The organism is Mycolicibacterium mageritense (assembly GCF_010727475.1).
Classification (GTDB): Bacteria; Actinomycetota; Actinomycetes; order Mycobacteriales; family Mycobacteriaceae; genus Mycobacterium; species Mycobacterium mageritense.
Genome location: NZ_AP022567.1, coordinates 1,440,260 through 1,465,066, shown reverse-complemented (window position 1 = coordinate 1,465,066; position 24,807 = coordinate 1,440,260). Strand labels below are relative to the sequence as shown.

Here is a 24,807-nt window from a genome sequence, read left to right as displayed (position 1 = left end):
AGTGCGTTTGAGCGGGACATCGATTTCAGTCGATTGCGGGCATCCCTCGATAGACTCGCTGAGCGGTCACGTTGCCGACGGCAACCGGTCGTGACCTCGGTCTGGGGGATTGCGGATGGCGACGGAACGGAGCGCCCATCGCCGCACGGTACGCCGCGCAGGCGCGGTGCTGGTTGCGGTCATGCTCGTCGCATGCGGTGTTCCGACCGCAACACCGTCACCGTCTCCGGCGCCCAGCGCCTTTGCCTTCCAACCCTTGTGGCCGTTCGCTTCGCAGCAGGAGGCCGACGACTGGCTGAACGGCCAAGCCGCGGCGGGTCACTCGCCCTGGCACGCCGACGCCAAGGCCACGGCGCTGTTCTTCACCCAGAACTATCTCGGCTTCACCGAGGTCGACCGGACGACCACCGTGGCAGAGGAACCGGGCGAGGCATGGGTGGGCGTCGGCTACCCGCTGCCCGATGCGCGCTCAGCGACCGTCGCGACCATCCACCTGGCGCGGTTCGGCCCGCGGCCCGATGCGCCATGGGAGGTGGTCGGCACTCGCGACGACGTGCTGACGCTGGAGACCCCGCCGTACGGCAGCACCGCGGCCTCGGTCATCGAGGCGGGTGGCGTCATCACCGGCGTGGACGAAAGCATGCACCTGCAGGTGCGACAGAGCACGCAAGCCGGCGTGCTGGGGGAAGACTGCTGCGCTGCGGCCGGCGGAGAGGCGCAACCCTGGTCGGCGCGGGTCACCATGACCTCGCCGCCGCAGCCCGGCGCTCTCACGTTGGTCGTGTGGACCGGCGGGCATGTCGCGACGGTGGAGAAGTTCGCCGTCACCGGCCTGCGCGCGCAGTGATCCGGCGGGCTGACGTAGCGACCGTCAGGAGTCCTGAAACGGCTGCACCGCCGTCCGCAGCACGCCCGCGGGCGGCGGCCGCAGCGCCGACGCGATCTCTGCGAGCGGGACCGGCGCGGCCACCACAGACTGCCACGGGTAGCGATCCCGGGTGCGGTCCAGGAACGCCACGGCCCGGTCGAGGTGGCGCGGTTCGTAGTTGTGCACGCCGGTGATGGTGAGCCACTGCCGCACAACGGTTTCCGGGTCGATGGGCAATGCGGGGCCGGGCCGCACCGAACCCGCAAGCACGAGGATGCCGCCGACGTCGAGCCGATCGAGCGCGGCTGCGACGGCGCCGGTGGATCCGGTGTAGTCGATCGCCACGTCGACCGCGGTGCCGTCGGATGGTCTACCGCCGAACCGTGTGGTGAGCGCGAGGCGTTCGGCGTCGACATCGACCACCTGCGCGTCGGCACCGGCATCCGCACACGCCGCGACAGCGGTGAGGCCCAACATGCCGGCACCGCCGATCAGCACCCGGCGGCCGGCGAGTGCACCCGCGGCTTCGAGCGTGGCCATGACCGTCGCGGTCGCGCACGCGGCAGGCGCCGCCACGGCGTCCGGCAAGGTGTCGGGAACCGCGGCGATCGCCGTACCGCGGGGCAGCAGGACATGTTCGGCATACGAACCGGACAACGCCCAGCTTCCGTCGAACGGCTCGTGGCCCACCTTACGTACCGAACGGCACTTGGCGGTGAAACCGGAAAGGCAGCGCGGACATTCACCGCATGCGACGGTGACCGACCAGACCACCCGCCGGCCGATCTCGACCGTCGCATCCGCGCCGGCCGCCACCACGTCGCCCACGGCCTCATGTCCGAGGATCGACGGGCAGGCCGCGGGCCGTCGTCCGGTGACGGTGTGCAGGTCGCTGCCGCACACCGTGGCCAGCCGCACCCGCACCAGCACGTCGCCGTCAACCAGCTCGGGTATGTCGACTTTGCGCAACTCGATGCCGGTGCCCCCGGTCCAGACCGCGGCCATGGTCACACGAGGCGTGAACGGATCCACCCGGACAACCTTTCGATGGCGTAGACGATGACGAAGATGACGATCACGATGGCCCCGGCGACATCGAAGTTCAGGGTCCGGATCGACTCGAAGAGCAGGTACCCGATGCCGCCCGCGCCGACGATGCCGAGGATGGTCGAGGTGCGGATGTTGACGTCGAACAGGTACAGGCTCGCCCCCACCATCGCGGGGACGGATTGCGGAATCACCGCGGACAACAACGTGTTCCACCAGCCGCCGCCGACGGATCTGACGGCTTCCATGGGGCCGGGATCGATCTCCTCGACGGCATCGGCGACCAGCTTCGCCAGGAAGCCCACCGATCCGATGGCCAGCGCACACGTTCCGGCGACGGGCCCGAGCCCGAGCGCCGCGACGAACACGACCGCGAGAATCAACTCGGGCACCGCGCGTACCACCAGGATCCAGCTCCGCGCCGCCCAGTACACCGCGGCATGCGGCGTGACATTGCGGGCCGCCAGGACGCCGACCGGGATGGACAGGACGACACCGATGGCGGTCGAGACCACGCCGATCGCTACGGTTTGCGCTGCGGCGGTGAACAACTCGGCACCCAGCGCGGTGAAATTGGGCGGCAGCATCCGGGTGAAGATCTCGACGGACGGCCCCACCCAGGTGAACAGCGACAGCGGGCTGATCTTCAGAACCACGAGAGCCGTGAGGCACGTGCCGAGCAGCAGACCCGTCAACGTGAACCGGACGACGCGGTCCCGGAACGGATGGCCGTCGGTGGGCGACAGCAACATCCTGCGAATGAGGATCGCCAGCAGCTCCATGACCGCGATGATCGCCAGGATCACGCAGACGATGCCGAGGGCACGCGGATAGATCAAGCCGCGCAACGCATCCTGGAGCGCGAAGCCGATACCGCCGGCCCCGACGAACCCCAGCACCACCGACATGCGCAGGTTGATGTCGATGCGGTAGACGAAGGTCGCGATCCACGACGGGACCACCTGGGGAACGACCGCGTTGAGCATCTCGCGGAAGTAGCCTGCGCCCGTGGTGCGCACGGCTTCCCGCGGTCCCGGGTCGGTCTGCTCGATCGCGTCGGCGAACAGCTTCCCGAGCATGCCGATCGAATGCAGCGCCAGCGCGAGAACCCCTGGCAGCACACCGATCCCGAGCGCCCGCACGAACAGCACTGCGAACAGCAGATCCGGCATGGCCCGGCAGAACGTGATGACCGCGCGGGCCATGGTGTACACCGCGGGGTGCGGGGTGGTGTTCCGGGCCGCCATGAACGCCAGCGGCACCGACGCGACGGCGGCCAGCGCCGTACCCAGGACCGCCATCAGCAGTGTCTCGACCGCCAGCCCCGCGATCCGGCCCGGATCGTCCAGCCGCGGCGGGACCATGCGTTCCAACAGCGCCACGACCTCGTCGAGCCCGTCGAGCAGCGCGGCCGGGGCGAAATCGATCGCCCACGCCGACCCGATCGTCGCCACGACGGCGGCAACCGCGATGAGCTGCAAAAGGCCCGGCAGCGTGCGTCGAGGCAGTGCCGGGGCCGCTGTGCGCTCGGTGAGGCCGGTGCTCATGACGGGTGAGCCCGCGACACTGCGGGATCGACGCGCTGGTAGATCGCCATGGCGTCCTCGCGTGTCATCCCGACGGCTGGACGGTCGAGCACTTTCCGGCCGCCGCGCAGGCCGACGATCCGGTGTGCCCAGCCCAGCGCGAGATCGACCTGATGCAGCGTGCACACCACGGTCAGCTTCTCCTCGATGCACACCCGGAACAGCAGATCCATCACGACGCCGGCATTCTCGGGATCCAGCGATGCGACGGGCTCGTCGGCGAGCAGCAGCGCGGGTTTCTGCATCAGCGTGCGTGCGATGGCGGCCCGTTGCTGCTGGCCTCCGGACAGCGTGTCGGCGCGACGCTCGGCGAAGTCGGCCAACCCGACCCGGTCGAGATGCGCGAGCGCCTCGGTGCGCATCCGCTTCGGATAGGTCAGCGTGCCGTAGCGGGGCAGCCGCAGTTGTCCGAGGCCGCCGATGAGAACGTTTTCCAGGCAGCTCAGCCGGCCCACCAGATTGAAGTGCTGGAAGACGAAGCCGACGCGGCGCCGGAGGCGACGCAACTGGGCGGACGACGCCTGGTCCACCCGGATGCCGCCGACGTCGACGGTGCCTGAGGTGACGGGGTGCAGGCCGTTGAGGCAGCGCAGCAGCGTGGACTTGCCGGACCCGGACAGCCCGAGCAGCATCAACAGCTCGCTGCGGTGCACGTCGAGCGACACCTCGTCGAGGGCGAGTGTGTCCCCGAACCGTTTGGTGACGTCGCGGGCGCCCACGACGAGGTCGTCGCCCGCGACGGGATGGTCGGTGCCCACGTCAGCCCTTGCACTTGTCCGAGCCGGTCACGTCGCAGACGTGGCGGACGCCGTCGTAGTCGGAGTTGTCGACCGGTGCGACGCCCCACGCCCGCTCATCGGTGATGCGGCACGCGTCGCCCGTGCAGAAGCCTTCTGCCTCGAAGTTGGCGACGTTGGCCTTGGTCGTGAAGATGGATCTGAGTTTGTCGATGGCCTCGGTGCCGAGGGAATCGTTGGCTGCGAACACCGAGCCCGCGATCATCTCGGACTTCCACACGGTCTTGAGCTGGCCGGGTTTGAGGTCGCCTTTGGCGATCATGGTCTTGTCGACCATTGTGTCGAACGCGAACCCGGCGTCGCAGTCGCCGTTGGCGATCGCCAGCGCCGACGAGTCGTGGCCACCGGCATACACCGGGGACATCGCCGCGGAGATGTCGGCTTCTGAGCCCGACTTGAGCACCCCTGCCTCGATCAGGCCGGCTGTCGGATACAGGAATCCCGACGTCGAGCCCGGGTCGACGAAGCACACCTTCTTACCGGCAAAGTCCTTGAGCCCGTTGATGTTTGCCTCGTCAGCCCGGGCCAGGCCGTACGACTGGTATCCGGGCGGCGCACCCTGGTCCTTGATGACGGCCCCGACCGGCGTGATCTTGGCTCCGTTGACACCGGCGACCACGTAGGCGAACGGTCCGAAGAACGCGAGGTCGACGTTGTCGGCGATCATGCCTTCGACCACGCCTGCGTAATCGGAGGCCTGCACGAATTCGACCTTGGCGCCGGTCTCCTTCTCCAGCAGTTTGATCAACGGGTCGTAGCTGGCCTTGAGGTCGGACGAGTTCTCCGCGGGGATTGCCGCGAGCGTGAGGGTCTCGGGGAAGCCCTGCGCGGTGGTGGTGCCGGACCCCGAGTCGGAGCCCGAACATCCTGAGAGGGTGAGGGTTATGGCGGCGACGGCCGCGGCTGCGGCCGAGATGCGGCGAAACTTCATGGCGCGCTGAACCTTTCAAGGAGCGGGGGAGCGGATGTGCGTGGTCTGCCCCACACCCTGGCGCTTGGTCTATACCAGCAGATGCATCGTCGCGAAACGGAAGGTGAACAACACGGAACGCCTTGGTCTATACCAAGGACTGGTATCGTTGCCGCGTGACCGCGAGCGCAGAACCTCGGGTTCTGAAGCACCAAGTCGTCCGTGCACAGCTCGATCGCATGCTCGACGGAATGCAGGTCGGAGACCCCTTTCCTGCCGAACGTGAGATCGCCGAGAAGTTCGCGGTCGCCCGCGAGACCGTCCGGCAGGCCCTGCGCGAACTGCTGCTGGCCGGCCGGGTGGAACGCCGTGGCCGCACGACCGTGGTCGCCCGGCCCAAGATCCAGCAGCCGCTGGCGATGGGCTCGTACACCGAGGCGGCCAAGGAGCAGGGCCTCAGCGCAGGCCGCGTCCTGGTGGGCTGGACCGATCTGGAAGCCGACGACGTGCTGGCCGATCAGCTGGGCATCGCGGTCGGTGATCCGATCCTGCAGCTGGAGCGCGTGCTGATCACGGATGGGGTGCGCGTCGGGCTGGAGACCACGAAGCTGCCCGCGGCGCGTTATCCGGGGCTGCGGGAGAGCTTCGACTACGAGGCCTCGCTCTACGCGGAGATCCGCAGCCGTGGGATCCGATTCGAGCGCACGGTCGACACCATCGAGACGACGCTGCCGGATTCGCGGGAGTCGGCACTACTGACCGTGGACATCCGCACACCCATGTTCCTGCTCAACCGGCTGTCCTACGACCAGCGCGGCGTCGCCATCGAGCAAAGACGCTCGTTGTACCGTGGTGACCGCATGACTTTCACCGCTGTAATGCATGCGCCGTAAGGATGCGCATTTGTGACCTATTTGTGACTATTGACCTGCGGAAACGCCGAATATTGGGTGTTGACATCACTCTGAGGAATCTCTCAGATCGTTGACTCGGTTGCTGCGTCGACGGCCAGCTACCCGTATGGTGCTCGTGTGGGTCGACACGCCTTAGCCTCCAAGCGACGGAAACCGTCGATCGGCATGGCTGCACTCGTCGCTCCCGCAGCCCTCTTTTTCGTCGTAGGCGGAAGTGCGTGCCCACTCGCCGGCCACGGCACGACCCTGTCCGGTGCCGACGATGCGGCGCCCGCGCGCGTCGAACTCGTCGCCGCACCGCCGGCGCAGCCCGCGCCGCCACCTCCGCCACCCGAATCGGGATTGAGCCTGGTCTCCGACCACGTCATCTCCGCGTCGCGGTGGCGTGTCGTCCCTGAGGCCCAGATACCCCGCCCGCTGCCCGTCGGCGTCGCCAACGAACGCGGCCTGCAGGTCAAGACCATTCTCGCGGCGCGCGCCGTCAGCGCGGCCTTCCCCGAGATCGTGGAGATCGGTGGGGTGCGGCCGGACGCGCTGCGCTGGCACCCGGACGGGCTCGCGATCGACGTGATGATCCCCAACCCCAGCAGCGCGGCGGGCATCGCGCTGGGCAACGCCATCGTGCAGTTCGCGCTGCGCAACGCCGAGCGATTCGCGCTGCAGGACGCGATCTGGCGGGGCACCTACTACACCCCGAGCGGTCCGCGCAGCGGCGGCTACGGTCATTACGACCACGTGCACCTCACCACGTACGGCGGCGGCTATCCGACCGGCGGCGAGGTCTACCTGCGCTGAACTCGGCCGTCAGCCCAATACGACCGATTCGAGCATCAGATCCCGGACCACCGTCTGGTACTCGCCGTGGGTTTTGTGCTCGATCGTGTCGAACCCCGTGCCCTGCTGTTGCCGCATGTACTCGCGGTACTTCGGCGCGCCCGGGATACGTACGTTGTCGGCGACCACGATCGACCCGGGGTGTAACCACCCTCGCTCGGTGATGCTGTGCAGATCCGGGAGATACGCGCTCTTGATGTGATCGAGAAACAACAGGTCCAATGCGCCCGCGGCGAAGCCGTGCTCTTCGAGCACCCGCAGCGTGCGTCCACCGTCGCCGATCATGCCGACCACGCAGGTGATCCGGTCGTCGACACCCGCGTGGGCCCAGATCCGGCGCGCGATCGCGGCGTTGGCCTCGGCCCACTCGACCGAGAACACCCTGGCGGTGGGCGCGGCCCGGGCGATGCGCAGCGCGCCGTAACCGCAGTAGGTGCCGAGTTCGAGGGCGAGGCGAGTGTCGGCCCGTCGTACCGCGGCGTCGAGCAGTTCACCCTTCTCATCGCCGACGCTGATCAGGAACGTCTCGTCGTACGCGAACCGGTCCATGGCGTCGAGCACGGCGTCGATGTCACCCTGGCGCGCGTTGGTGAGGACATACTCGGCGACCGCGGCCTCGCGTCCGTCGCCGAACTGGCCGGTGCGGGCGAACGTGCGCGGGAACAGGAACGTGTTGATCACCGACCAGCGCAACGGAGCCAAGAGCCGTTTCACCGCCATCAGCGTTTACCCTCGCTCGACGGAACATCCTGGGGCGCAACGGTTGGCGCATGGTTGGTCGCGAGGTAGCGGGCGATCTGCTTGGCCAGGCGCGGGGCGTGCCGACGGATCGACCGCAGTGGACCGTTGGGCGGGATGCCGTAGCCGATGGCGAACATCCCGTCACGGACGTGACCGGCGAAACCGCCGCGGGGATTGCCGCGGTCGTCAAGAACATCGAGATGCCCGATCAGGCCGTCGAGATCTGCGCTGAAGCCGGTCGCGGCGATGATCACCTCGGGCTCGACCGACGATCCGTCGCTGAGAACCACGCGGTCCGGTTCGATCGCATCCACCGCGGCGACCACCTGGATGCGCCCGGCGCGGACCGCGCCGACGAGCTCGTCGGCCAACGTCGGGATACGTCCGCGTTGTTCGACGGTGGCCTTCAGTCCCAACGGCGGCCGGTGAAAGCCGTAGGCCGACAGGTCGGCACGCCACATGAGTCGATGCGTGCGGGAGATCAGAGGGTCGATGACGCTCGCAGGAACCCGGGCCGAGAGCTCGAGGAACATGTCCGACGGGATCGGGCCCATGGCGCGCCGCACGAGATGCGGCGGAGTGCGGACCGCGAGCCAGATGCGGCCCGCGTTGTTCTCGGCGAGTTGGACCGCGATGTCGGCCGCCGAGTTCCCGGCGCCGACGACGAGGACGTCGCGGCCCTGATAGGGCCGGGCGCTGACGAAGTCACCCGAATGCACGAACTCGCCCGTGAAGCGGCCGAGCCCGGGCCACGGCGGGACGGTCGGCGTCCGGTAATTACCTGTGGCGAGCACGATTATCGGGGCCTCGATCACGCCCGACGACGTGTCGAGCTGCCAGCTGCCCCGCGCGTGGTCGATGCGGTGGACCTCGCACCCGAGTTGCAGCGGGATCTTCTGGCGCTGCACATAGCGGTCGAAGTAGGCGATCATGTCCTCGCGCGTCGGCCACCGGCCGGCCGTGAGGGGGATCCGTTGGCCCGGCAGATGCGAGATGAAGCCCGTGGTGTTGAGGCGGAAGTTGTCGTAGCGGGTCCGCCACGAAATCGCCGGTGCCGCTGCACGATCGATCACCAGTGTGCCGACACCGTGCCGGTGCTTGAGTTCGCGCGCCACTGCCAGACCGGATGGACCCGCGCCGATCACGACGGCGTCGAATGGATCCCGGGCCTCCGTGGTCATTCACACCTCCGTTCGCTCAGCGATCACGGTTTGCCAGGAGGAGCTGGCGCTGCGGCATCAGTGCTTCACAGCGTAACCGAAGGAAACTCCCAGCAAGCCCGCCGTCCATGATTGACGCTATCGCGGAGTCGTTCCCTTGGGAATGTCCGTGCTCACCTGGCATGTGTTCTGTCCCTTGGTATTTTCCTGATCAAAGAATTACGGCCGGGCTGCGTCCCGGCGGTCCGGCCCGGATCGGCGCAAGCGCCCGCGGAATCGAGATGTGCGGCTGTAACATCGCAATTCGTCACCGTAGCTAGCACTGTCGTCGGCAAAGGGCACCAACCTGCTGCACCGCATTGCCCGCCTAGTCATCGCGGCACCGCGCCTGACCATCGCCGTGGCGGCGGTGGTGGCCGTCGTTGCGGCCATCTTCGGCATCCCGGTGGCAAACCTTCTTTCCCCGACCGGGTTTGAGGATCCGAACTCCGAATCAGCCGTCGCGACACGACTTCTCGCCGAGCGGTTCGGTCAAGGCGATCAACAGCTCGTGATACTCCTGTCAGGGCAGGACGGTGTCGACAGTGTGGCGGTCCGCGGCGCCGGCGTTGCGATCGTCGACGAGCTGCGGCGCTCGCCGCATGTCGCGACCGTGACCTCGGCGTGGACCGCGCCGCCCGCGGCCGCGGCCCAGCTGATCAGCACCGACGGCAGATCGGGATTGATCGTCGCGGGCATCACCGGTGGCGAGCGGGACGCGCCGGAACGCGCCAACATGCTGGCCGACCGGATATCGCGCGGCCACGGCGAAGTGACCGTCCGATCCGGCGGCCCCGCGATGGTCAACTCGCAGATCACCCGGCAGACGCAGACCGACCTGCTCGTGATGGAGTCGATCGCCATCCCGCTCAGCTTCCTGGTGTTGGTCTGGGTTTTCGGCGGCCTGCTGGCAGCGGCGTTGCCGGTCATGGTCGCGGTCATGGCGATCGCCGGATCGCTCGCGGTGTTGCGCCTGATCACGTTCGCCACCGACGTGTCGGTCTTTGCGCTGAACCTGAGCACCGCGATGGGGCTCGCGTTGGCGATCGACTACACGCTGCTGATCATCAGCCGGTTCCGCGACGAGTTGGCCCAGGGCGCACCTCGCGACGACGCCCTCGAGCGTACGTTGGTGACGGCCGGGCGCACCGTGCTGTTCTCCGCGACGACTGTCGCGCTGTCGATGTCAGCCCTGCTGTTGTTCCCGATGCACTTCCTGAAATCGTTGGCTTACGCGGGAATCACCACGGTGTCCTTCGCCGCGATCGTGGCAGTGGTGGTGACCCCTGCCGCGATGGTGGCGATCGGCACCCGCCTGGACTCGCTGGACGTGCGTCGGGCGTTCCGGCGGACCGCGCCGGTCCTTCGTCCCGTCGAACAACAGTTCTGGTACCGCTCAACGGTATTCGTCATCCGCCACGCCGTCCCCATCGGGCTTGCGGGCGTCGCACTCCTCGTGCTGCTCGGGGCGCCGTTCCTCGGCGTCAAGTGGGGCTTCCCCGACGATCGGGTGCTACCGAGCTCCGCGCAGGCCCACCAGGTGGGTGATCGGCTCCGCAGCGAATTCGGCGCCGACCCCGCGACCTCGGTCACCATCGTGGTTCCCGACGCGGCCGGGCTGAGGCCCTCGGACATCAGCCGATACGCCGCCGATGTCTCGCGGGTACCCGGCATCACCGCCGTCTCCGCCCCGACGGGGTCGTTCGTCGACGGTGTGCACGCCGGCCCGCCGTCGGCACCGACCGGCGAGGCGCAGGGCAGCGTATTCCTCACGGCGGCAAGCGCGGCGCCGCTGTTCTCGTCGGCATCCGAGACCCAACTCGACCAGTTGCACGCGGTCCCCGGCCCAGGCGGTCGGGAGGTCGACATCACCGGAACCGCACAGACCAACCGGGGCACGGTGTACGCGATCATGTCTCGGCTGCCCATGGTGCTCGGCCTGATCGCCGCCATCACCCTCGGACTGCTGTTCCTGCTGACCGGCAGTGTGCTGCTGCCGCTGCAAGCCTTGGTGCTCAACGTGTTGTCGCTCAGCGCGGCGTTCGGTGCCATGGTGTGGATATTCCAGGACGGCCACCTGGGCGCGCTGGGTACCACGGCCACCGGCACGCTGGTCACCAACATGCCCGTCGTGCTGTTCTGCATCGCGTTCGGCCTGTCGATGGACTACGAGGTGTTCCTCGTCTCGCGGATCCGGGAATTCTGGCTGGCGTCCGGGCGAACCCGCGCCGACAACGACGAGAGCATCGCCCTGGGCGTCGCGCACACGGGTCGCGTGATCACGGCGGCCGCGCTGGTGATGTCGATCTCGTTCGCGGCGCTGACCGCAGCGCACGTGTCGTTCATGCGGATGTTCGGCCTCGGCCTGACCCTGGCCATCCTGGTCGACGCCACCCTGGTGCGCACGGTGCTGGTGCCGGCGTTCATGCATGTGATGGGCAAGTGGAACTGGTGGGCGCCCGCGCCGCTGGCGTGGTTGCATCGACACATCAGCATCAGCGACGGTCACCGGGCCGTGGCGGCGCAGCAGCAGGATGAGGAGGTGCCGTAACCAATGCCCCGGCGTCGTGTCGTCTGCCTCGGTGACAGCATCACCCGGGGCCAACTCAGTGTCGACTATGTGAAGCTGCTCGGTGGCCGGAGTGCGTTGGCGCCGTTCGTGTTCGGCAATGCCGGCGTCAACGGTGACCTCGCCGAGAACGTGCTGCGGCGCCTCGACACGGTGATCAACCAGCAGCCCGACGTGGTGACCGTGCTGATCGGCAGCAACGACGCCAACGCGAGCATGTCGGCCAAGAACAGCTCGCGGACGACCCGCATGCAGAAGCTCGCGGCGCCGCCGACGATCGAAGGGTTCGCCGACAACGTCGGCGCGATCATCGACCGGCTGGCCTCGGAAACATCCGCGCGGATCGGGCTACTGTCGCTGCCGATCCTGGGCGAGGACATCGAGTCGGAATCGGTACGACAGTCCGGCCGGTACAGCGAGGTGCTCAAGAAGATCGCCGACGACCACGGGGTGGCGTACCTGCCACTGCACGAACGTCAGCTGGCCTACCTGACAACCAGCGGTCACCACTCCGGCACGCGCTACCGCGACGGCCTCGTCCTGATGGGCAGCGGCGCGTTCCAGCACTTCGCGCTGCGCCGCTCGCTGGACGACATCTCCCGGCGCCGGGGGCTGCAACTGACCACGGACCTGCTCCACCAAAACTCGCGGGGTGCAACGATGATCGCCGACCTCATCGAAGAGTTCGTGCTGCGTTGATTCATCGAGGATGATGCGACTGTGGCAATGCAGTCGCATCATCTGATCTGGCGGAGCCTGCGCATGCTCCGCGCGGTGCGGGGCCTGCTCGTGGCCCTCCTGCTGCTGGGAGTGGTCGCGGCAGCGCTGCCGTACGTGACCGTCGCGGCCTTCGGACCCATGGTGCAGGTGGTCGCCGACGCAGGGCAGAGCGGAAACCTCAGCGGGGTATGGGATTTACGCGGACCGCTGGTCGCGCGGGAAGACGGACTGCTGCGGTCGCTGGCAGGTCCGGTGCCGTTCGCGGTGCTGGTCGCGGTCTGGGCCGGATCACTCGTGGCGACCCAGCTGATGTACTTCGTCAACGCGTGGGTCGGCGCGAAGGTCGAACGGGTGCTGTTGACCGACATCCGCCAACGGGTGCACGACCATATGCAGACCTTGTCGCTGGATTTCTTCACCGGCTCGCGCAGCGGCGAACTGATCCAGCGCGTCACCACAGAATCCGCTGGCGTGCAACGCCTTCTGACGGACTGCTTGCTGCCACCGGTGATCGACGCCGTGGTGCTCGCGGTGGTGATCAGCTATCTGGTGGCGATCTCGTGGCAGATGACGGTCGCGGCATTGCTGCTGACACCGCTGGCCTTGCTGACCCTGAGGCTTGCGGGCCGCCAGGTGCAGGCGGTCATGCGGCGGGTGATGAATGCCGAGCGCACCATGGCCTCCGAGGTCGAGCAGACCGTCAGCGGGATCGCCGAGATCCAGTTGTTCAACGCACAACCGGTGCGCAGCAAGCGGTTCCACGCCGCGTCCGACACGGCGGCCAAGAGCGATGCGGCGTCGGTGGTGTGGATGCAGGCCACCGTCAACGGATCGCAGATCTTCGTCGCGCTCAGCACCGTCGTGGTGCTGATCGTCGGCGTCAGCTTCAGTGCCACCTTCGGCCTGACCTTTGCCGGGCTCCTGGTGTTCGCGGGCATGGTGCCGACGATGTTCGGTGCGGCGCAACGTGTTCTGGGCGCCTACACCACCTACCAGTCGGTGGCGCCGAACGCGGCCTCGACCTACGAGCTACTCGACACCCGGCCGTCGGTCCGAGAACCGGCCGATGCCGTCGCGCTCGGCGACGTGCACGGCAACCTGGTGTTCGAGGACGTGGTGTTCGGCTACACCAAGGAGCGGCCCGTGCTCGACGGCTTGTCTTTCTCGGTCGCGGAAGGCGAGACGGTGGCCCTGGTCGGCGGTATCGGGTCGGGCAAGTCGACGGTGTTCAACCTCATGCTGCGGTTCCTCGAGCCGCAGCGCGGCCGGATCCTGCTCGACGGCCACGACATCACGCACGTCACCATCGCATCGCTACGGAACCAGGTCTCCAAACTCGCCCAGTTCCCGTTCTTCACCAAGGACACCATCCGCGAGAACATCCGGCTGGCCCGGCCATCCGCGGACGACGCGGACATCGCCGAGGCATGCGCCCAGGCGCACATCGACTCGGTGATCACCGACCCCGGCAGGCTCGCCGACGGCTACGACACCGTGGTGGATGTGCAGGTGCCCTCCGGTGGACAGAAGCGGCTCATCGCACTGGCCCGCTGCCTTTTGCGCCGGCCCGAGGTGCTGCTGCTCGACGAGCCGACCGAGAATCTCGACGCCGACGAGCGGGCCCGGTTGATCGGCGTGATCCGCGGCTACGCGCGGGATCGCACGTGCATGGTGATCAGTCACGACATGGCGTTCATCGCCGCGGTGGCCGATCGCATCCTGGTTCTCGAGGACGGCCGGATCACCCAGGTCGGCGACCATCGATCGCTGCTGGCCGTCGACGGCCTCTACAAGAGGTTGCACGAGGCGCAGCACGCCGTCGCGGGGTGACGGTTCAGGGGCGTCGGCGTGCGAGCGTCATGACGATGTCGCGGATGGGCTCCTCGCGCAGCGCGCCCCACTCCGGGCCCGCGGCGAAGGCCGCATCGGTGGCCACGAAGCGGTAGCCCGGCAAGTCGCGTTGCGGATTGATCGGAAACTTCATGTGCCACAACCGCTCTGCCACCGCCACGGCGGCGTCGGCGGGCATGGGACGGTCGATCCCCAGCGGCATGCAGATGTCCTGCGTGTGCACCAGGACGTCCATCAACGGGTCGACCTCCTTGGTCATGGGTGGCCGCCGCCGGGAACCGGCCATGGCCCGCAGGCGCGCGGTGATGTCCTGCGGCGTGGCCGGATCAGCGAGGGCCGCGCGGCGCACCATGGCGTCGAAGTTGAACCCCGACTTCAGCGCGGCCACCGCGAGTTCCTTGCGCCCGAGGTGCGACTGCGTGATGTGGACCGCGACATCGCGCACCGTCCAGGCCGTGCACAGCGACTGTGTCGACCACTGCTCCGGTGTGAAGGTGTCGAGCAGGTCGGCGAGTTCGTTGCGCTGCTCGTCGATGGTGCGCCAGATCGTGTCAGAGTCCATGGCTGCTCCTCGTCGTCGTTCTGCAGGGCTATCTGTCGGTCCTCGAACGTACCTTCGAGGAGGTGGCGGCGCGGCGGTTCGAAAGGCGAGGTTGTTCATGGTGCACGATGGGTTCGTGCAAGGGAAGGGTGGCGGCGATCGGTATCGCGTGGTGTCGCTGTTCTCCGGTGCCGGTGGCCTCGACGTCGGGCTGGACCGCACCGGCCGGTTCGAGCTGCTGAGCGCGGTCGAGCTGGAGTCGACGTTCTGCCGGACGTTGGAGATCAACCGGGACGCCGGCCACTTCGGACATGCCGGCACCGCCGTGGTGTGCGCCGATCTCTCGACGCTCGATCCCTTCGAGTTCATGGACGAGCTGGGCCTGGAGCAGGGCGAGTTGGATGTGCTGGTCGGTGGGCCGCCGTGCCAGTCGTGGTCCACCGCAGGCAAGCGCGGCACGGTGGGCGATCCTCGGGGCCAACTGATCTGGCACTTCCTGCGATTCGTCGATGCGCTGAAACCCAAGATGTTTCTGATGGAGAACGTGCGCGGTCTCCTGTCTGGGGCGTTGGTGCACCGCCCGATCAAGGACCGGCCCAACAAGGGTGGTCCCGAGCTCCGTCCGGAGGAGCTACCGGGTTCGGCGATCGCGGCGTGGGCCGAAGACCTGCACAAGATCGACAACGGCGCGTATCGCGTCGACGTGTTCGAAGTCAACGCGGTCAACTACGGTGCGCCCCAGCTGCGTGAGCGCGTGCTCTTCATCGGCAACCGGCTCAACAAGGTCATCGATTTCCCATCCCCGACACACGGATTCGAGCCCGGGCTGGCGCCGCACAAGACCATGGGCGAAGCGCTCGACGGGTTCGTCGACACCGAACCCGTGCTGATGGATTTCTCGCCGCGCAAGAAGCAGTTCCTGTCGCTCGTTCCGCCTGGCGGCAACTGGCGGTCCCTGCCCGACGACGTGGCCCGCGCGTCGATGGGCGCCGCGTACTTCGCGAAAGGCGGTCGCTCGGGCTGGTGGCGGCGGCTGTCGTGGGATCTGCCGAGCCCCACCATCACGACGCTGCCCAACCATTCGAGCACCAGCATGTGCCACCCCACCGAGACCCGTGTGCTCTCGGTCGCCGAATGTGCCCGGATCCAGGAGTTTCCGGACGGCTGGGTGTTCGACGGCACCCCGCAGCAGCAGATGGCCCAAGTCGGCAACGCCGTCCCGGTCAAGCTCGGCGAGGTCGCCGGTGAGCTGATCGCCGAGCACCTCGACCGGCCCGCGCTGGGTCGCAACCGATCCGAGGCCCGCGAGGTCATGCGGCGGGTCTATGTGAACTCCCACGTGCGCACCAGGTCGTGGTGGAAGAACGGACAAGCCGTGATCTTCGACGCGGCCGCCGGGGTGGGCCGCTACCGGGAACCCGAGCGCGCCTAGAACGAGCCGTTGAAGATCCGCTCCCACATATCGTCTTCTGCCCCAATCAAGTTGAATGCCTGCCGGAACGACTCCGCCAGCTGCAGGCGCGCCTCGACGACGTGCTCGAAGAACGTCTTGCCGCCGTGGGCCTGCGCGAATTCCTTCTGCGCCTGCCGGATCGCGCGGAACACCCACTTGTGCGCGTCGGTGACGCCGGTGACGAACTCCCACAGCTCCTTGCCCACCAGGGTGTGGACATAATCGCCCGTCCCGCGGACCACCATGGCCGGCTTGTTGTTGAGGGAGCCCGGCGTGCCGTAGGTGATGCCGATGACGATGTCGCAGCCCGTGGTGTCGCGAATCTCGGGGAACCGGGCGATCATGTTGTGCGCGTGGTCCTGGTTCATGGTCCACGGGCCGGCCTTGAGCGTGAGCAGGAACCGCACGCCCGCGATCTCGATCTCCTTGTCGATCGGGCTCCACAGGTTCGACGTCGCGGCGACGGTCTTCTCCGGCGGGGTTTTCGCTCCGAAGATTGGGAAGATCTTGTCCTCCACGAACTTGCCGAACGCCGTGGCGTCACCGTGGGGCAGCTTCGAGTTCTGCACATACTCGGCGGCTTCGAACGGCGAGAAGATGTTGTACGCCGGCGCCATGGCCAACATCAGGAACGGGTTGATGTTGACGTCGACCGAGTTGACGTCTGTCATCTCCCGGACCTTCTGGAACCGGCGGTCGATCAAATCACGCGTGACGTTGACAACCTCGCGGAACTGGTCGTCGGGCATCGCGTCAGCCAGCGGGGTCGGGCGGACGAACTCGGCGGTCTGCGCTACCTCCGGCGCCTCGTCGTCGGGGACCGGCGGCACCACGACCACATCGCCCTCAGTCGTGACGACGCGTGCTGTCTCCGAGTCCGAGCTGTCCACGGGTGGAGTGTATGGGTGGGGTGTGACAGGGCTGGGCGTCCTGCGTGTGTGGAGCCGATGACGGGAATCGAACCCGCGTATTCAGCTTGGGAAGCTGGTCCGCGCTGGCCACCGGTGTTTGTGTGTGATCGCAATACGGTTTGACCTGCAATAACTCGCCCTTGGATGTCCGTGGGGATCCTCGTCTGATCTCGCCTTGTGACACTGCGGCGACACCGGCGGTCTATTGCAGTACGCCGCGTCGTTTAGCGGTGAGACCTTGGGGTAGGTGCTTCGCCAGGCGAGACACACGCTCGGTGGATGCACCTATCTGCCTCAATCCGGACCTAATCTGGCCAGTTAGACACCTAGATTCGCTCTGCAGCGGCACAGGCAAGGGTGCCGCTGCCCACCACTCGCACCGCAAGGTCAACGTGCAGGATCTACCTTGACCTAGGGCGCCGAAGGAAGAGGTAGCGGTGGAATTCGCAACCTTTGAAGCAATCCGACTAGGGGACGCGAATCTTGAACTCAATGAACGACTTGCTTGGGAACTGAAGGGCACGCGGCTCCGCGCGACACATCGTCTCCGGTCGGTGCTGACAGTGCCAATGACGCTCGTTGCGTTGGTAGGGACGTTTGAGCCGCATCGCCCTACATTCGTGATCCACGATGGTGCTGCGGGCAAGAACAATGCATGTCGATTAGACGTTCGAGGAACCCATCGCAACAGGCGCACAGACCAGAAGGTATGGACTAACCAGTCACACCTGCACCTCTGGCGTGATGACTGCCTGGAAGCACATGCGATTGATCCGATCCCGCCATGGCCTCCCGCGTGGTTCCAGGATGATGACACTGAGGTGACATCTGAGCAGCTCAGGGAGATTTTTGAGATGTTTTGTCAGATGTTTCACGTTAAATTGGGTGATGCATACGATTGGACAGACCCTCTGGCCTTGATCCCTGATGAGCCGACTGCAACAACCGAGGACGGAGACGTGATTCCATGACCGCAAACTGCATGGACTTCGCGACGGCTCTCCAGGTGCTGCGCGGCGACATCAGCTGCCGTTTGTCCCACGATGAGTCGACGCTGATTGTTACCACTGGTCGATTTTTCTCAGACGGGGATGCGGTAGAGCTACTTGTGCGTCCGTCGGACGATGGTGCTCGCGTCATAATCAGCGACGGCGGGCTGGCCAGTGCTCGTCTGGACCTTTCAGGGCCGGGCCTCGGATCTACGCGTGCGAAGTCACTATGGAAGGACATCCTGGCCGAGTTCGGCGTCCGCGAAGCGGGCAGTCGTGTGTTCGTTCAGGCGACCCACGAGACAGCCGCAGCGGGAATTTCAATATTGGCCGATGCGTGCATTGCCCTAGACAGTATTCATCTGCTAACCGCGGGTGAACGGCGCACGTTCGCGGACAAGGTTCGTTCGTGGCTCAAAGAGGAAGCTGGCTACACGGTCAAAAGGACAAGCGTTGTTGACAAGTACGGCAGCCCGCAAACGGTGACTGCTGTTGTTGATAGCCCGCGCGGAGAAGTCATCATCCAGGGTGCCAGTGGGCGAAAACTGAGCGACCTACGGTCATCTTTGGAGCACGCGTTCTGGGTGATGGGAGGGCTTGGAGAGAACGACCACCCGCTTGGGAACCGCCTGACCTTGCTTGAGTCAGTGCCTGGACGTAATTCGAGCGAGGACACGTTACGGAGCCTGGTACGCCGAATTTCTGAGTCCAGCTACGTTGGCTCGTTCGAGGGGCAGCTTTCGGTCCAGCGGTTCCTGGGTGCGTCGGAGCTGCCTGGGACTCGCGACTTTGTTTTCGAATCGTTGGGCCAACTATCCGGAGTCTTTATCGGCGGCAGCCGAGCTAATGACGCCGGGGATCCTGAGGCAATCGAACCGCCCCACGCTGGCAAGTAGACGGTTAGGAACGCGAGCAAACCGCAAAAGCCGTCTCCATGCGCCGTTGTTTGGAGAGAGATGGGGTGCTGGCAGTTCGAGGCAAACCGTATGAGTCTTCTTCGGGGTTCTCCCCACGCCCTCAACTCGGGATAGACGAAGCGGCAAATAACGCTGCGACCGTTCGCAACAACTATGACTGACCGTGTCGCCGCGACCGCCTCTGCTCTAAGCCGTTTCAACGATAAATAGACATTGTTATGGCTGTTCCCCGGCAGGTTGAGGGGTAAGTCAAGCCTGGCGATCAATTCCTCTTCGAGCATCTAAGGCTCGCGACATGCAACCAAGGAGACGAGAGCGTTGTGGGTCATCAGCGGTGTATTTCTTCCTCTCCGCTCGGTGTAAAAGTCAGCCGGGTTCCCGAACCCACTCGCCGCAATCGGATACCCAACTGGTGGGCTAGCAGTACGCCAACTGTGTTACGGAATGTCGAACCGTAGGCGTTGTCTCTGTAGTGGTAGAGAATCCGGTTGTAGAGGCTCTGGCTGCTTGGCGGCTTACCACTGGACGGCGGACGCGAAGGGCTGATACCTGTGTAATCCCAAAGTGAGTCCGTCCCTCCCTGACACTGTGCGGTGTCAATATTCTTGGGAATTTCGCGAAACCACCACGAGGAATGATCAAGACTTGTGGATCTGGGAGGGCGTGCCTTCCCGCAAATATGATCCCGGTAGTCACTTGATCAAGTCAGCGTTGCAGCGCTGGCGGAAAGGCACGCTTCGTGCTCACGGTAGTCAACAACAACGAAGGTTCCAACCCGGCCGGCCAAGACCGCTCGATCCTCGATGAGATCGTGCGTGACGGGGCCCGGCAGATGCTCGCCGCGGCACTGCGCGCTGAGGTCGCCGCCTATATCGACCAGTTCGTCGATCAGGTCGATGAGAATGGGCACCGGCTGGTGGTGCGCAACGGGTATCACCACGAACGTGAGGTGATGACCGCCGCCGGTGCGGTCGCGGTGAAAGCACCCCGGGTCAACGACAAGCGTGTCGACCCGGAAACCGGTGAGCGGCAGAAGTTTTCGTCGAAGATCCTGCCTGCGTGGGCACGCAAGAGCCCGGAGATCTCTGCGGTGCTTCCGTTGCTGTACCTGCATGGGCTGTCCTCCGGTGATTTCGGGCCCGCCCTGGAGCAGTTCCTGGGGTCGGGCGCGGGGCTGTCAGCAGCCACGATCACCCGGCTGACCAGTCAATGGCAGAAAGAGGCCGCCGCCTTCGCCGACCGGGCTATCACCGCCGATTATGTGTACCTGTGGGTCGACGGCATCCACCTCAAAGTGCGTTTGGAGCAGGAGAAACTATGCCTGCTGGTGATGATCGGGGTCCGCGCCGACGGCAAGAAGGAACTCATCGCCCTGGCTGATGGGTATCGGGAATCGACCGAGTCGTGGGCCGATCTGCTGCGCTCGTGCAAACGCCGCGGCATGACGGCGCCGGCCCTGGCGGTCGGGGACGGGGCGCTCGGGTTCTGGGCCGCGCTGCGGGAGGTGTTCCCACAAGCGCGTGAGCAACGCTGCTGGTTCCATAAACAAGCCAATGTGCTTGCTGCACTGCCGAAATCAGCACACCCCAACGCGATCAAAGCGATGCAGGAAATCTACAACGCCGAAGACGACACGCACGCACGCCAAGCGATCGTGGCCTTCGAGAAGGCTTACGGCGCCAAGTACCCCAAGGTTGTGGCCAAGATCATCGATGACGCCGACGTGTTGCTCGAGTTCTACCGGTACCCGGCCGAACACTGGATACACCTGCGCACCACTAACCCGATCGAATCCACCTTCGCGACCGTGCGACTGCGGACCAAGGTCACCAAAGGCCCCGGATCCCGCGCTGCGGGTCTGGCGATGGCCTACAAGCTGATCGAGGCCGCACAGGCGAAATGGCGAGCGGTCAACGCACCCCACCTGGTGAAACTGGTCCGCGACGGCGCCACCTTCGAGAAGGGAAAACTCGCCGAAACCGACTCCACCTCACCCACCGAGGAGGCCGCCTGAAACTCGCTCATCCACAAGTCTTGACAATATCTCAACCACCACCCGTGAACCCGGCAGCTTCGGTACTCGGCAGGGACGGCGTAGGACTTCTGTAGGTGTGTAGATGCGCGTGTCGAGGATCGACTCCATATCGTTTGTCAATACCGTGTTGATCCGTGGTGTGGGGTGATCGCACGCAGGTGCATCGACGACGAGTTTCACTCGAGTGCAAGAATGTGCCAATTTTACGTAGGCCCACGGCTTGGCGGTTGCGCTCACGGTGATCGCTTTATCGCGATGATGGGCACCTTCGGGGCGCGCCGCTCGGAAGTGGGTTAGGGCGGCGGGCATAGCCTAAGCACATGACAGCCGCTAGCCAGTGCACGCGATTCGTAGTTGTCGATACCAATGTCCTGTGGTCCTCCGGTGAATTCGAGCAAGGAGTCGGGTGGCAAGAATTACTGACTTGGGCTGAGGACCGACCTGATGTCGAGTTCGTCGTGCCAGAAGTCGTAGTGCTCGAACTTGCACGCCAGGAAGCGGATCGACAACAAAGGTCGTTCACCGCCCTGTCGAAGCAGTGGAGCAAGGCGCTGGGGGCACTCCGGTACGCAGGAGTCAGTATCCCTGAAATCGTAGATTCGTCAGTTGATCTCGCGACGTTAAAGCCAATGTCGCTGGACGATGTCGGCGGCGACATGCGCAAGAAGTTGGCCGAACGCGGCATTCGTCTGTGGCCAGTTCCTGAGGGACGTTCTCATTTGGAAATGGTGCGCAAGTCGCTGGTCCAGCATCCCCCGTTCGACGAAACAGACAAAGGCTATCGAGATGCGCTGATTTGGGAAACAGTTTGCGAGCTGGCTGCTGAATCGACCGATGGTGCCGTTGTGGTCCTGGTAACGAATGACAAGGACTTCCGCGAAGAAGGAGCGGAGCATCTGCACCCAAAACTGGTGGAAGAATTTGACCATCGGATCTGCGCCAGTGTCGCTGTGGGAATTGCCCAGAAGATTCGCGGTGCGATTGAGCACGAAGGCGTGCGCACCAACCGCTATGACGAGTCCCCAGCTGGTGCAAGTGAGGCGTCCTCGTCTAGACCAGCTGAGGATTTTCCGGGTGAAGTGTCTCCGCCAGGCATCCTCCAGTTGGTCCAGGATGGAATCGCCGACCTGTGCGAGCGCAGGTTCTACGGAGAACATCTGCGATTCGATGGACACGAAAGCGATGGGGATCCACTGTTGTTCGGTGAAAAGATCAGCTCGGATATTTCGGATCCGACCGTCAACGAGGTGCTGCCCGATCTCGGGACGGTTGCTCTGGACGAACATGAGACTTTCGAAAGTGGAACAGAGATCGGTTCTGCCACCGTAGAAGCGACGGTCGAGTACGAGGGGTTGATTCATAAGGCTGACTACTACGGCTCTGATGGTGAGTGGCAGCTCGTCGATAGCGATTGGAACGACCACTATTTCAGGGTGACCGGCAGCTTCGAAACTGAGCTTGAGTTCCGCTATGTTGCGAACCCGGCAGCTCTGCTGGCGCTTGAGTTCGTCCCGAAGGACGGTTAAACCCCTAATCGGTTGTTAAGCAACCGAGATGTGAGGCGTTTGTCGTGACTATTTATGGAACAGTGAAGTATGTGAATCGAACAGCATTCTCTAAAACAGCCTCCAATTGGCTAATTCCCGTAGATATTTATAGAGGACGGTCCAATAGCCCAGGTCGGAGGGTGAAAGGTTCACGCTCGCGCACGTTTGGGAACTTGCGTTGTCATGGCTGCGCCGTGGCGAGGTAGCGGGGCTTAGGTGGGTCGACATTCACCTGGAATCTGGCACCCTCACGATCAGAAATAATCGCGCGGCGGCGGACGGTCGGACTGTTGAGAACGATTCCCAGTCCGTCCCCCCGCGTCGCGCTCTGCCCTTGCCGGAACGGCCGCTTGTGGCCTTGCGCTCGGAAGGCCCGTCAAGCGAAAGAACGCTTAGCTCTGCGGGCTGCGAGCGGTCCGTGGGACCACGTGCTCTGCAACGAAGTCGGGCGACCTTATGCTCCTGCGGTTTGTCACGCTACTGGCGTGACACGGTGCGGGCTGCTGGCGTCCGGCACATCAAGCTGCATGCTGCGCCGCACACCTGCGCGACCCTGATGCATCTCAACAGGATTCCCGCCGCTGTGATCGCCGCCTGGATTAGGCATTAGAACACCAGCCTCACGATCAAGCTGTACGCCCACTCGCACGATCTGCGCTTAAATATGCTGGTGCGACTTTGGACCGAGTTGTGATATCTCGTGAAAGTGACGCGGTGTAGTCAAACGTTCGAACAGCGTTTCCGCTGCTCATCGTGGAGCCGATGACGGGAATCGAACCCGCGTATTCAGCTTGGGAAGCTGATGTTCTGCCATTGAACTACATCGGCATGGTTGCGGACGAAGAGTACCAACTCGACCGGCGCGGTGGTCAACGTGGTGCGCCGCGTGGCCCCGGACTCTAAGAAAAACCAGGGTGGACGGCCCGAGGTCGGTTAGCGGCGGGTGGCGAACCTGACCGCACTCGTCGCGTCGCGGCTACGTAGGCGCGACGCGGCTCACGGCCGGCCACGGCGAAACTGATTACCGCAGAGCAGCATTGGCGGGCCGTCCCGCGCGGGCGAGACTCTGAGAGTCCGGTAATGACTCAGGCGACCGTTCTCAAACACCGTCGTTAGCGTCAATTCCCGGGGGCTCATCCAGCGCTGGGTGGAGCAGAGGGTCGCATTCACGAGCCGACAATCGAGGGGTTTCAACACATGGACGTCGTTATCGGAATTGCCATGACCACGCACGATGCCCGCATCCTCCTGGTCGAGGGCAGCCGCGGGGACGGTGCGGTGATCGACCACGACTCATTCGGTGCCGACACGCGCGTGGGCGTCGAGCAACCGGGCTTCAGCGAGCATGTGGTCAGTGCGGTCCTCGGTACCTATGCCGCGGCCTCGGCCAATGGCAACACGGTCGCCCGGGTCGCGCTGACCTGGACCGATGCCGTGGCGATCGAGGCCGACCTGGTGATCGAGGCGCTCGACCAACTCGGCATCACCAATGTCGCGGTGATCGGCGCGTCCGACGCGGTCGACGCGGCCGCCCAGCACATGGCGGGCGACGGGTCCGTCGCGCTGTGCGTCGTCGAACCCGACACCACGATGCTGGCCGTGCTCGGCGCCGAGGTCGACGGCACGCGCCCGCAGCGCAGCCGGCGCCTCGACGCTCCCGACGTGGCGACGACGGTCCTGGCGCTACGCGGTATGTGCGACAGCTTCTCCGAGCCGGTCACGTCGGTCGTGATCGGCGGCTCGGCCGACGACGTGGACCGCGTCGTCGACAAGCTGAGCTCCGACTCCCGGCCGGTGAAGCGGTCTGACGAGGCGGCACTGCTGCTGGGCCGCGGCGCGCTGCTCGCCAGCGCGGATTCCAGGCGCGGCGAGAGCGTCGACACGTCGGCGTCGGTGTTCGTGCCGCGCGCGGCCCGGCTATCGGCCGCACCCGAGCTGGTCGAAACCGACGAGCACAATGCGCCCGCACACAAGGGCGACCCTGTGGTGCGCACGCTGAGCGCCGTCGTCGCCGCCGCGGTGCTGACGCTCGCGGTGTCGTTGTTCTTCGCGATGACAAACGATGGCGCGCAAGGTGATTCGGAAGTGCAGGTGTCGGCTCCGGCCAACCATGCGGACCCGCTGCCGCCGTCACCCGTGCCGGTCGAGCCACCGCCCGCGCCTGCGCCCGATGCCGCGCAGGCGGCCATGCCGGCGATGGCCGCGCCGCCGCCGCAGCCGCCACCCCCGCTGATCGCGGCCGCGCTCAGCGATCCGCGGATCAACGCCGTCGCGCAGAAGGTCGTGCCACCCGCGGTGCACGCGGCCCAGACACCCATCACGGTGCCGCACACCGACATCACCTTGCCGCCGTTGACGCAGGTGATCGGTCGCTAACC

The 24,807-nt window shown here is 65.5% G+C and carries 22 protein-coding genes and 1 tRNA gene; 13 read left to right on the top strand and 10 right to left on the bottom strand.

The annotated features are described in order from the left end of the window. Positions 1 to 115 precede the first annotated feature (115 nt). Positions 116 to 847: a hypothetical protein gene (locus tag G6N67_RS07170; RefSeq protein WP_036433381.1), complete on the top strand. Its 732-nt coding sequence runs from the start codon at positions 116 to 118 to the stop codon at positions 845 to 847. 24 nt (positions 848 to 871) lie between these two features. Here the strand turns inward: G6N67_RS07170 and G6N67_RS07165 are convergent, their stop codons facing one another. Genes G6N67_RS07165 through G6N67_RS07150 form a run of 4 tightly spaced genes read right to left on the bottom strand, consistent with a single transcriptional unit; the run spans position 872 to position 5,229 of the window. After that, entirely contained in the window at positions 872 to 1,900 is a 1,029-nt protein-coding gene (locus G6N67_RS07165; RefSeq protein ID WP_036433383.1) for a zinc-binding dehydrogenase, read from the bottom strand. After that, a complete protein-coding gene (phnE, locus tag G6N67_RS07160) occupies positions 1,876 to 3,462 on the bottom strand; it encodes a phosphonate ABC transporter, permease protein PhnE (protein ID WP_036433385.1) in 1,587 nt (528 codons plus the stop codon). Before phnE ends, G6N67_RS07165 begins: the two co-directional genes overlap by 25 nt. Further along, complete coding sequence (locus G6N67_RS07155; RefSeq protein WP_036433387.1) at positions 3,459 to 4,259, bottom strand: phosphonate ABC transporter ATP-binding protein; 801 nt, start codon at positions 4,257 to 4,259, stop codon at positions 3,459 to 3,461. The genes phnE and G6N67_RS07155 overlap by 4 nt, the downstream gene beginning before the upstream one ends. Position 4,260: 1 nt before the next feature. Then, positions 4,261 to 5,229 carry a phosphate/phosphite/phosphonate ABC transporter substrate-binding protein gene (locus tag G6N67_RS07150; RefSeq protein WP_036433388.1) on the bottom strand — a complete coding sequence of 323 codons (969 nt, stop codon included), beginning with the start codon at positions 5,227 to 5,229 and terminating at the stop codon, positions 4,261 to 4,263. Between the two features lie 155 nt (positions 5,230 to 5,384). Between G6N67_RS07150 and G6N67_RS07145 the strand changes: the two genes are divergently transcribed. Continuing rightward, a complete protein-coding gene (locus tag G6N67_RS07145) occupies positions 5,385 to 6,101 on the top strand; it encodes a GntR family transcriptional regulator (protein ID WP_036433390.1) in 717 nt (238 codons plus the stop codon). Between the two features lie 138 nt (positions 6,102 to 6,239). Next, positions 6,240 to 6,917 carry a VldE C-terminal domain-containing protein gene (locus G6N67_RS07140; protein ID WP_036433392.1) on the top strand — a complete coding sequence of 226 codons (678 nt, stop codon included), beginning with the start codon at positions 6,240 to 6,242 and terminating at the stop codon, positions 6,915 to 6,917. 9 nt (positions 6,918 to 6,926) lie between these two features. Here the strand turns inward: G6N67_RS07140 and G6N67_RS07135 are convergent, their stop codons facing one another. Next, positions 6,927 to 7,676, bottom strand: a complete 750-nt coding sequence (locus tag G6N67_RS07135) for an O-methyltransferase (RefSeq protein ID WP_036433394.1) — start codon at positions 7,674 to 7,676, stop codon at positions 6,927 to 6,929. Further along, positions 7,676 to 8,878, bottom strand: a complete 1,203-nt coding sequence (locus G6N67_RS07130) for a flavin-containing monooxygenase (RefSeq protein WP_036433395.1) — start codon at positions 8,876 to 8,878, stop codon at positions 7,676 to 7,678. Before G6N67_RS07130 ends, G6N67_RS07135 begins: the two co-directional genes overlap by 1 nt. A 325-nt stretch (positions 8,879 to 9,203) precedes the next feature. Here G6N67_RS07130 and G6N67_RS07125 point away from each other — a divergent pair, with 325 nt between their 5' ends. The 3 genes from G6N67_RS07125 to G6N67_RS07115 are packed head-to-tail and all read left to right on the top strand — an operon-like array spanning position 9,204 to position 14,015. After that, positions 9,204 to 11,447 carry an MMPL family transporter gene (locus tag G6N67_RS07125; protein ID WP_081812548.1) on the top strand — a complete coding sequence of 748 codons (2,244 nt, stop codon included), beginning with the start codon at positions 9,204 to 9,206 and terminating at the stop codon, positions 11,445 to 11,447. Between the two features lie 3 nt (positions 11,448 to 11,450). Then, positions 11,451 to 12,164, top strand: a complete 714-nt coding sequence (locus G6N67_RS07120) for an SGNH/GDSL hydrolase family protein (protein ID WP_036433396.1) — start codon at positions 11,451 to 11,453, stop codon at positions 12,162 to 12,164. A 27-nt stretch (positions 12,165 to 12,191) separates the two neighbouring features. After that, entirely contained in the window at positions 12,192 to 14,015 is a 1,824-nt protein-coding gene (locus tag G6N67_RS07115) for an ABC transporter ATP-binding protein (protein WP_036433398.1), read from the top strand. Between the two features lie 4 nt (positions 14,016 to 14,019). Here the strand turns inward: G6N67_RS07115 and G6N67_RS07110 are convergent, their stop codons facing one another. Continuing rightward, on the bottom strand, positions 14,020 to 14,598 hold the full coding sequence (locus G6N67_RS07110; protein WP_036433400.1) for a maleylpyruvate isomerase family mycothiol-dependent enzyme: 579 nt from the start codon (positions 14,596 to 14,598) through the stop codon (positions 14,020 to 14,022). 115 nt (positions 14,599 to 14,713) lie between these two features. On the opposite strand from G6N67_RS07110, the gene G6N67_RS07105 reads away from it, so the two are divergent. Further along, positions 14,714 to 16,009 carry a DNA cytosine methyltransferase gene (locus G6N67_RS07105; RefSeq protein WP_197747952.1) on the top strand — a complete coding sequence of 432 codons (1,296 nt, stop codon included), beginning with the start codon at positions 14,714 to 14,716 and terminating at the stop codon, positions 16,007 to 16,009. Here the strand turns inward: G6N67_RS07105 and G6N67_RS07100 are convergent. Further along, complete coding sequence (locus G6N67_RS07100; RefSeq protein ID WP_036433402.1) at positions 16,006 to 16,920, bottom strand: PmeII family type II restriction endonuclease; 915 nt, start codon at positions 16,918 to 16,920, stop codon at positions 16,006 to 16,008. The two genes, G6N67_RS07105 and G6N67_RS07100, sit on opposite strands and share 4 nt — an antisense overlap. Before the next feature lie 458 nt (positions 16,921 to 17,378). Between G6N67_RS07100 and G6N67_RS07095 the strand changes: the two genes are divergently transcribed. Both G6N67_RS07095 and G6N67_RS07090 read left to right on the top strand, forming a co-directional pair. Continuing rightward, positions 17,379 to 17,912, top strand: coding sequence for a hypothetical protein (locus G6N67_RS07095; protein WP_131524693.1), 534 nt, complete (start codon positions 17,379 to 17,381; stop codon positions 17,910 to 17,912). Next, on the top strand, positions 17,909 to 18,826 hold the full coding sequence (locus G6N67_RS07090) for a DUF1828 domain-containing protein (RefSeq protein ID WP_036433404.1): 918 nt from the start codon (positions 17,909 to 17,911) through the stop codon (positions 18,824 to 18,826). Before G6N67_RS07095 ends, G6N67_RS07090 begins: the two co-directional genes overlap by 4 nt. A 349-nt stretch (positions 18,827 to 19,175) precedes the next feature. Here the strand turns inward: G6N67_RS07090 and G6N67_RS39635 are convergent, their stop codons facing one another. Next, entirely contained in the window at positions 19,176 to 19,394 is a 219-nt protein-coding gene (locus G6N67_RS39635) for a GIY-YIG nuclease family protein (protein ID WP_407663372.1), read from the bottom strand. 192 nt (positions 19,395 to 19,586) lie between these two features. Here G6N67_RS39635 and G6N67_RS07085 point away from each other — a divergent pair, with 192 nt between their 5' ends. The 3 genes from G6N67_RS07085 (at position 19,587) to G6N67_RS39630 (ending at position 23,039) form a co-directional block, all read left to right on the top strand. Beyond that, complete coding sequence (locus G6N67_RS07085) at positions 19,587 to 20,861, top strand: IS256 family transposase (protein ID WP_036429281.1); 1,275 nt, start codon at positions 19,587 to 19,589, stop codon at positions 20,859 to 20,861. 341 nt (positions 20,862 to 21,202) lie between these two features. Then, positions 21,203 to 22,408 carry a PIN domain-containing protein gene (locus tag G6N67_RS07080; protein WP_110798420.1) on the top strand — a complete coding sequence of 402 codons (1,206 nt, stop codon included), beginning with the start codon at positions 21,203 to 21,205 and terminating at the stop codon, positions 22,406 to 22,408. Positions 22,409 to 22,607: 199 nt separating this feature from the next. Continuing rightward, positions 22,608 to 23,039 (top strand): tyrosine-type recombinase/integrase, encoded by a 432-nt coding sequence (locus G6N67_RS39630; RefSeq protein WP_081812549.1) that lies wholly within the window; start codon positions 22,608 to 22,610, stop codon positions 23,037 to 23,039. Between the two features lie 144 nt (positions 23,040 to 23,183). Here the strand turns inward: G6N67_RS39630 and G6N67_RS07070 are convergent. Beyond that, a tRNA-Gly gene (locus G6N67_RS07070) sits at positions 23,184 to 23,257 on the bottom strand. 369 nt (positions 23,258 to 23,626) lie between these two features. Between G6N67_RS07070 and G6N67_RS07065 the strand changes: the two genes are divergently transcribed. Continuing rightward, on the top strand, positions 23,627 to 24,805 hold the full coding sequence (locus G6N67_RS07065; protein ID WP_036433412.1) for a DUF7159 family protein: 1,179 nt from the start codon (positions 23,627 to 23,629) through the stop codon (positions 24,803 to 24,805). Positions 24,806 to 24,807: the final 2 nt, after the last annotated feature.

Coding starts and splice junctions, on each gene's coding strand:
- G6N67_RS07170 (WP_036433381.1), top strand. CDS start 116: ATGGCGACGGAACGGAGCGCCCATCGCCGCACGGTACGCCGCGCAGGC.
- phnE (WP_036433385.1), bottom strand. CDS start 3,462: ATGAGCACCGGCCTCACCGAGCGCACAGCGGCCCCGGCACTGCCTCGA.
- G6N67_RS07150 (WP_036433388.1), bottom strand. CDS start 5,229: ATGAAGTTTCGCCGCATCTCGGCCGCAGCCGCGGCCGTCGCCGCCATA.
- G6N67_RS07135 (WP_036433394.1), bottom strand. CDS start 7,676: ATGGCGGTGAAACGGCTCTTGGCTCCGTTGCGCTGGTCGGTGATCAAC.
- G6N67_RS07130 (WP_036433395.1), bottom strand. CDS start 8,878: ATGACCACGGAGGCCCGGGATCCATTCGACGCCGTCGTGATCGGCGCG.
- G6N67_RS07120 (WP_036433396.1), top strand. CDS start 11,451: ATGCCCCGGCGTCGTGTCGTCTGCCTCGGTGACAGCATCACCCGGGGC.
- G6N67_RS07115 (WP_036433398.1), top strand. CDS start 12,192: ATGCAGTCGCATCATCTGATCTGGCGGAGCCTGCGCATGCTCCGCGCG.
- G6N67_RS07110 (WP_036433400.1), bottom strand. CDS start 14,598: ATGGACTCTGACACGATCTGGCGCACCATCGACGAGCAGCGCAACGAA.
- G6N67_RS07090 (WP_036433404.1), top strand. CDS start 17,909: ATGACCGCAAACTGCATGGACTTCGCGACGGCTCTCCAGGTGCTGCGC.
- G6N67_RS07080 (WP_110798420.1), top strand. CDS start 21,203: ATGACAGCCGCTAGCCAGTGCACGCGATTCGTAGTTGTCGATACCAAT.
- G6N67_RS07065 (WP_036433412.1), top strand. CDS start 23,627: ATGGACGTCGTTATCGGAATTGCCATGACCACGCACGATGCCCGCATC.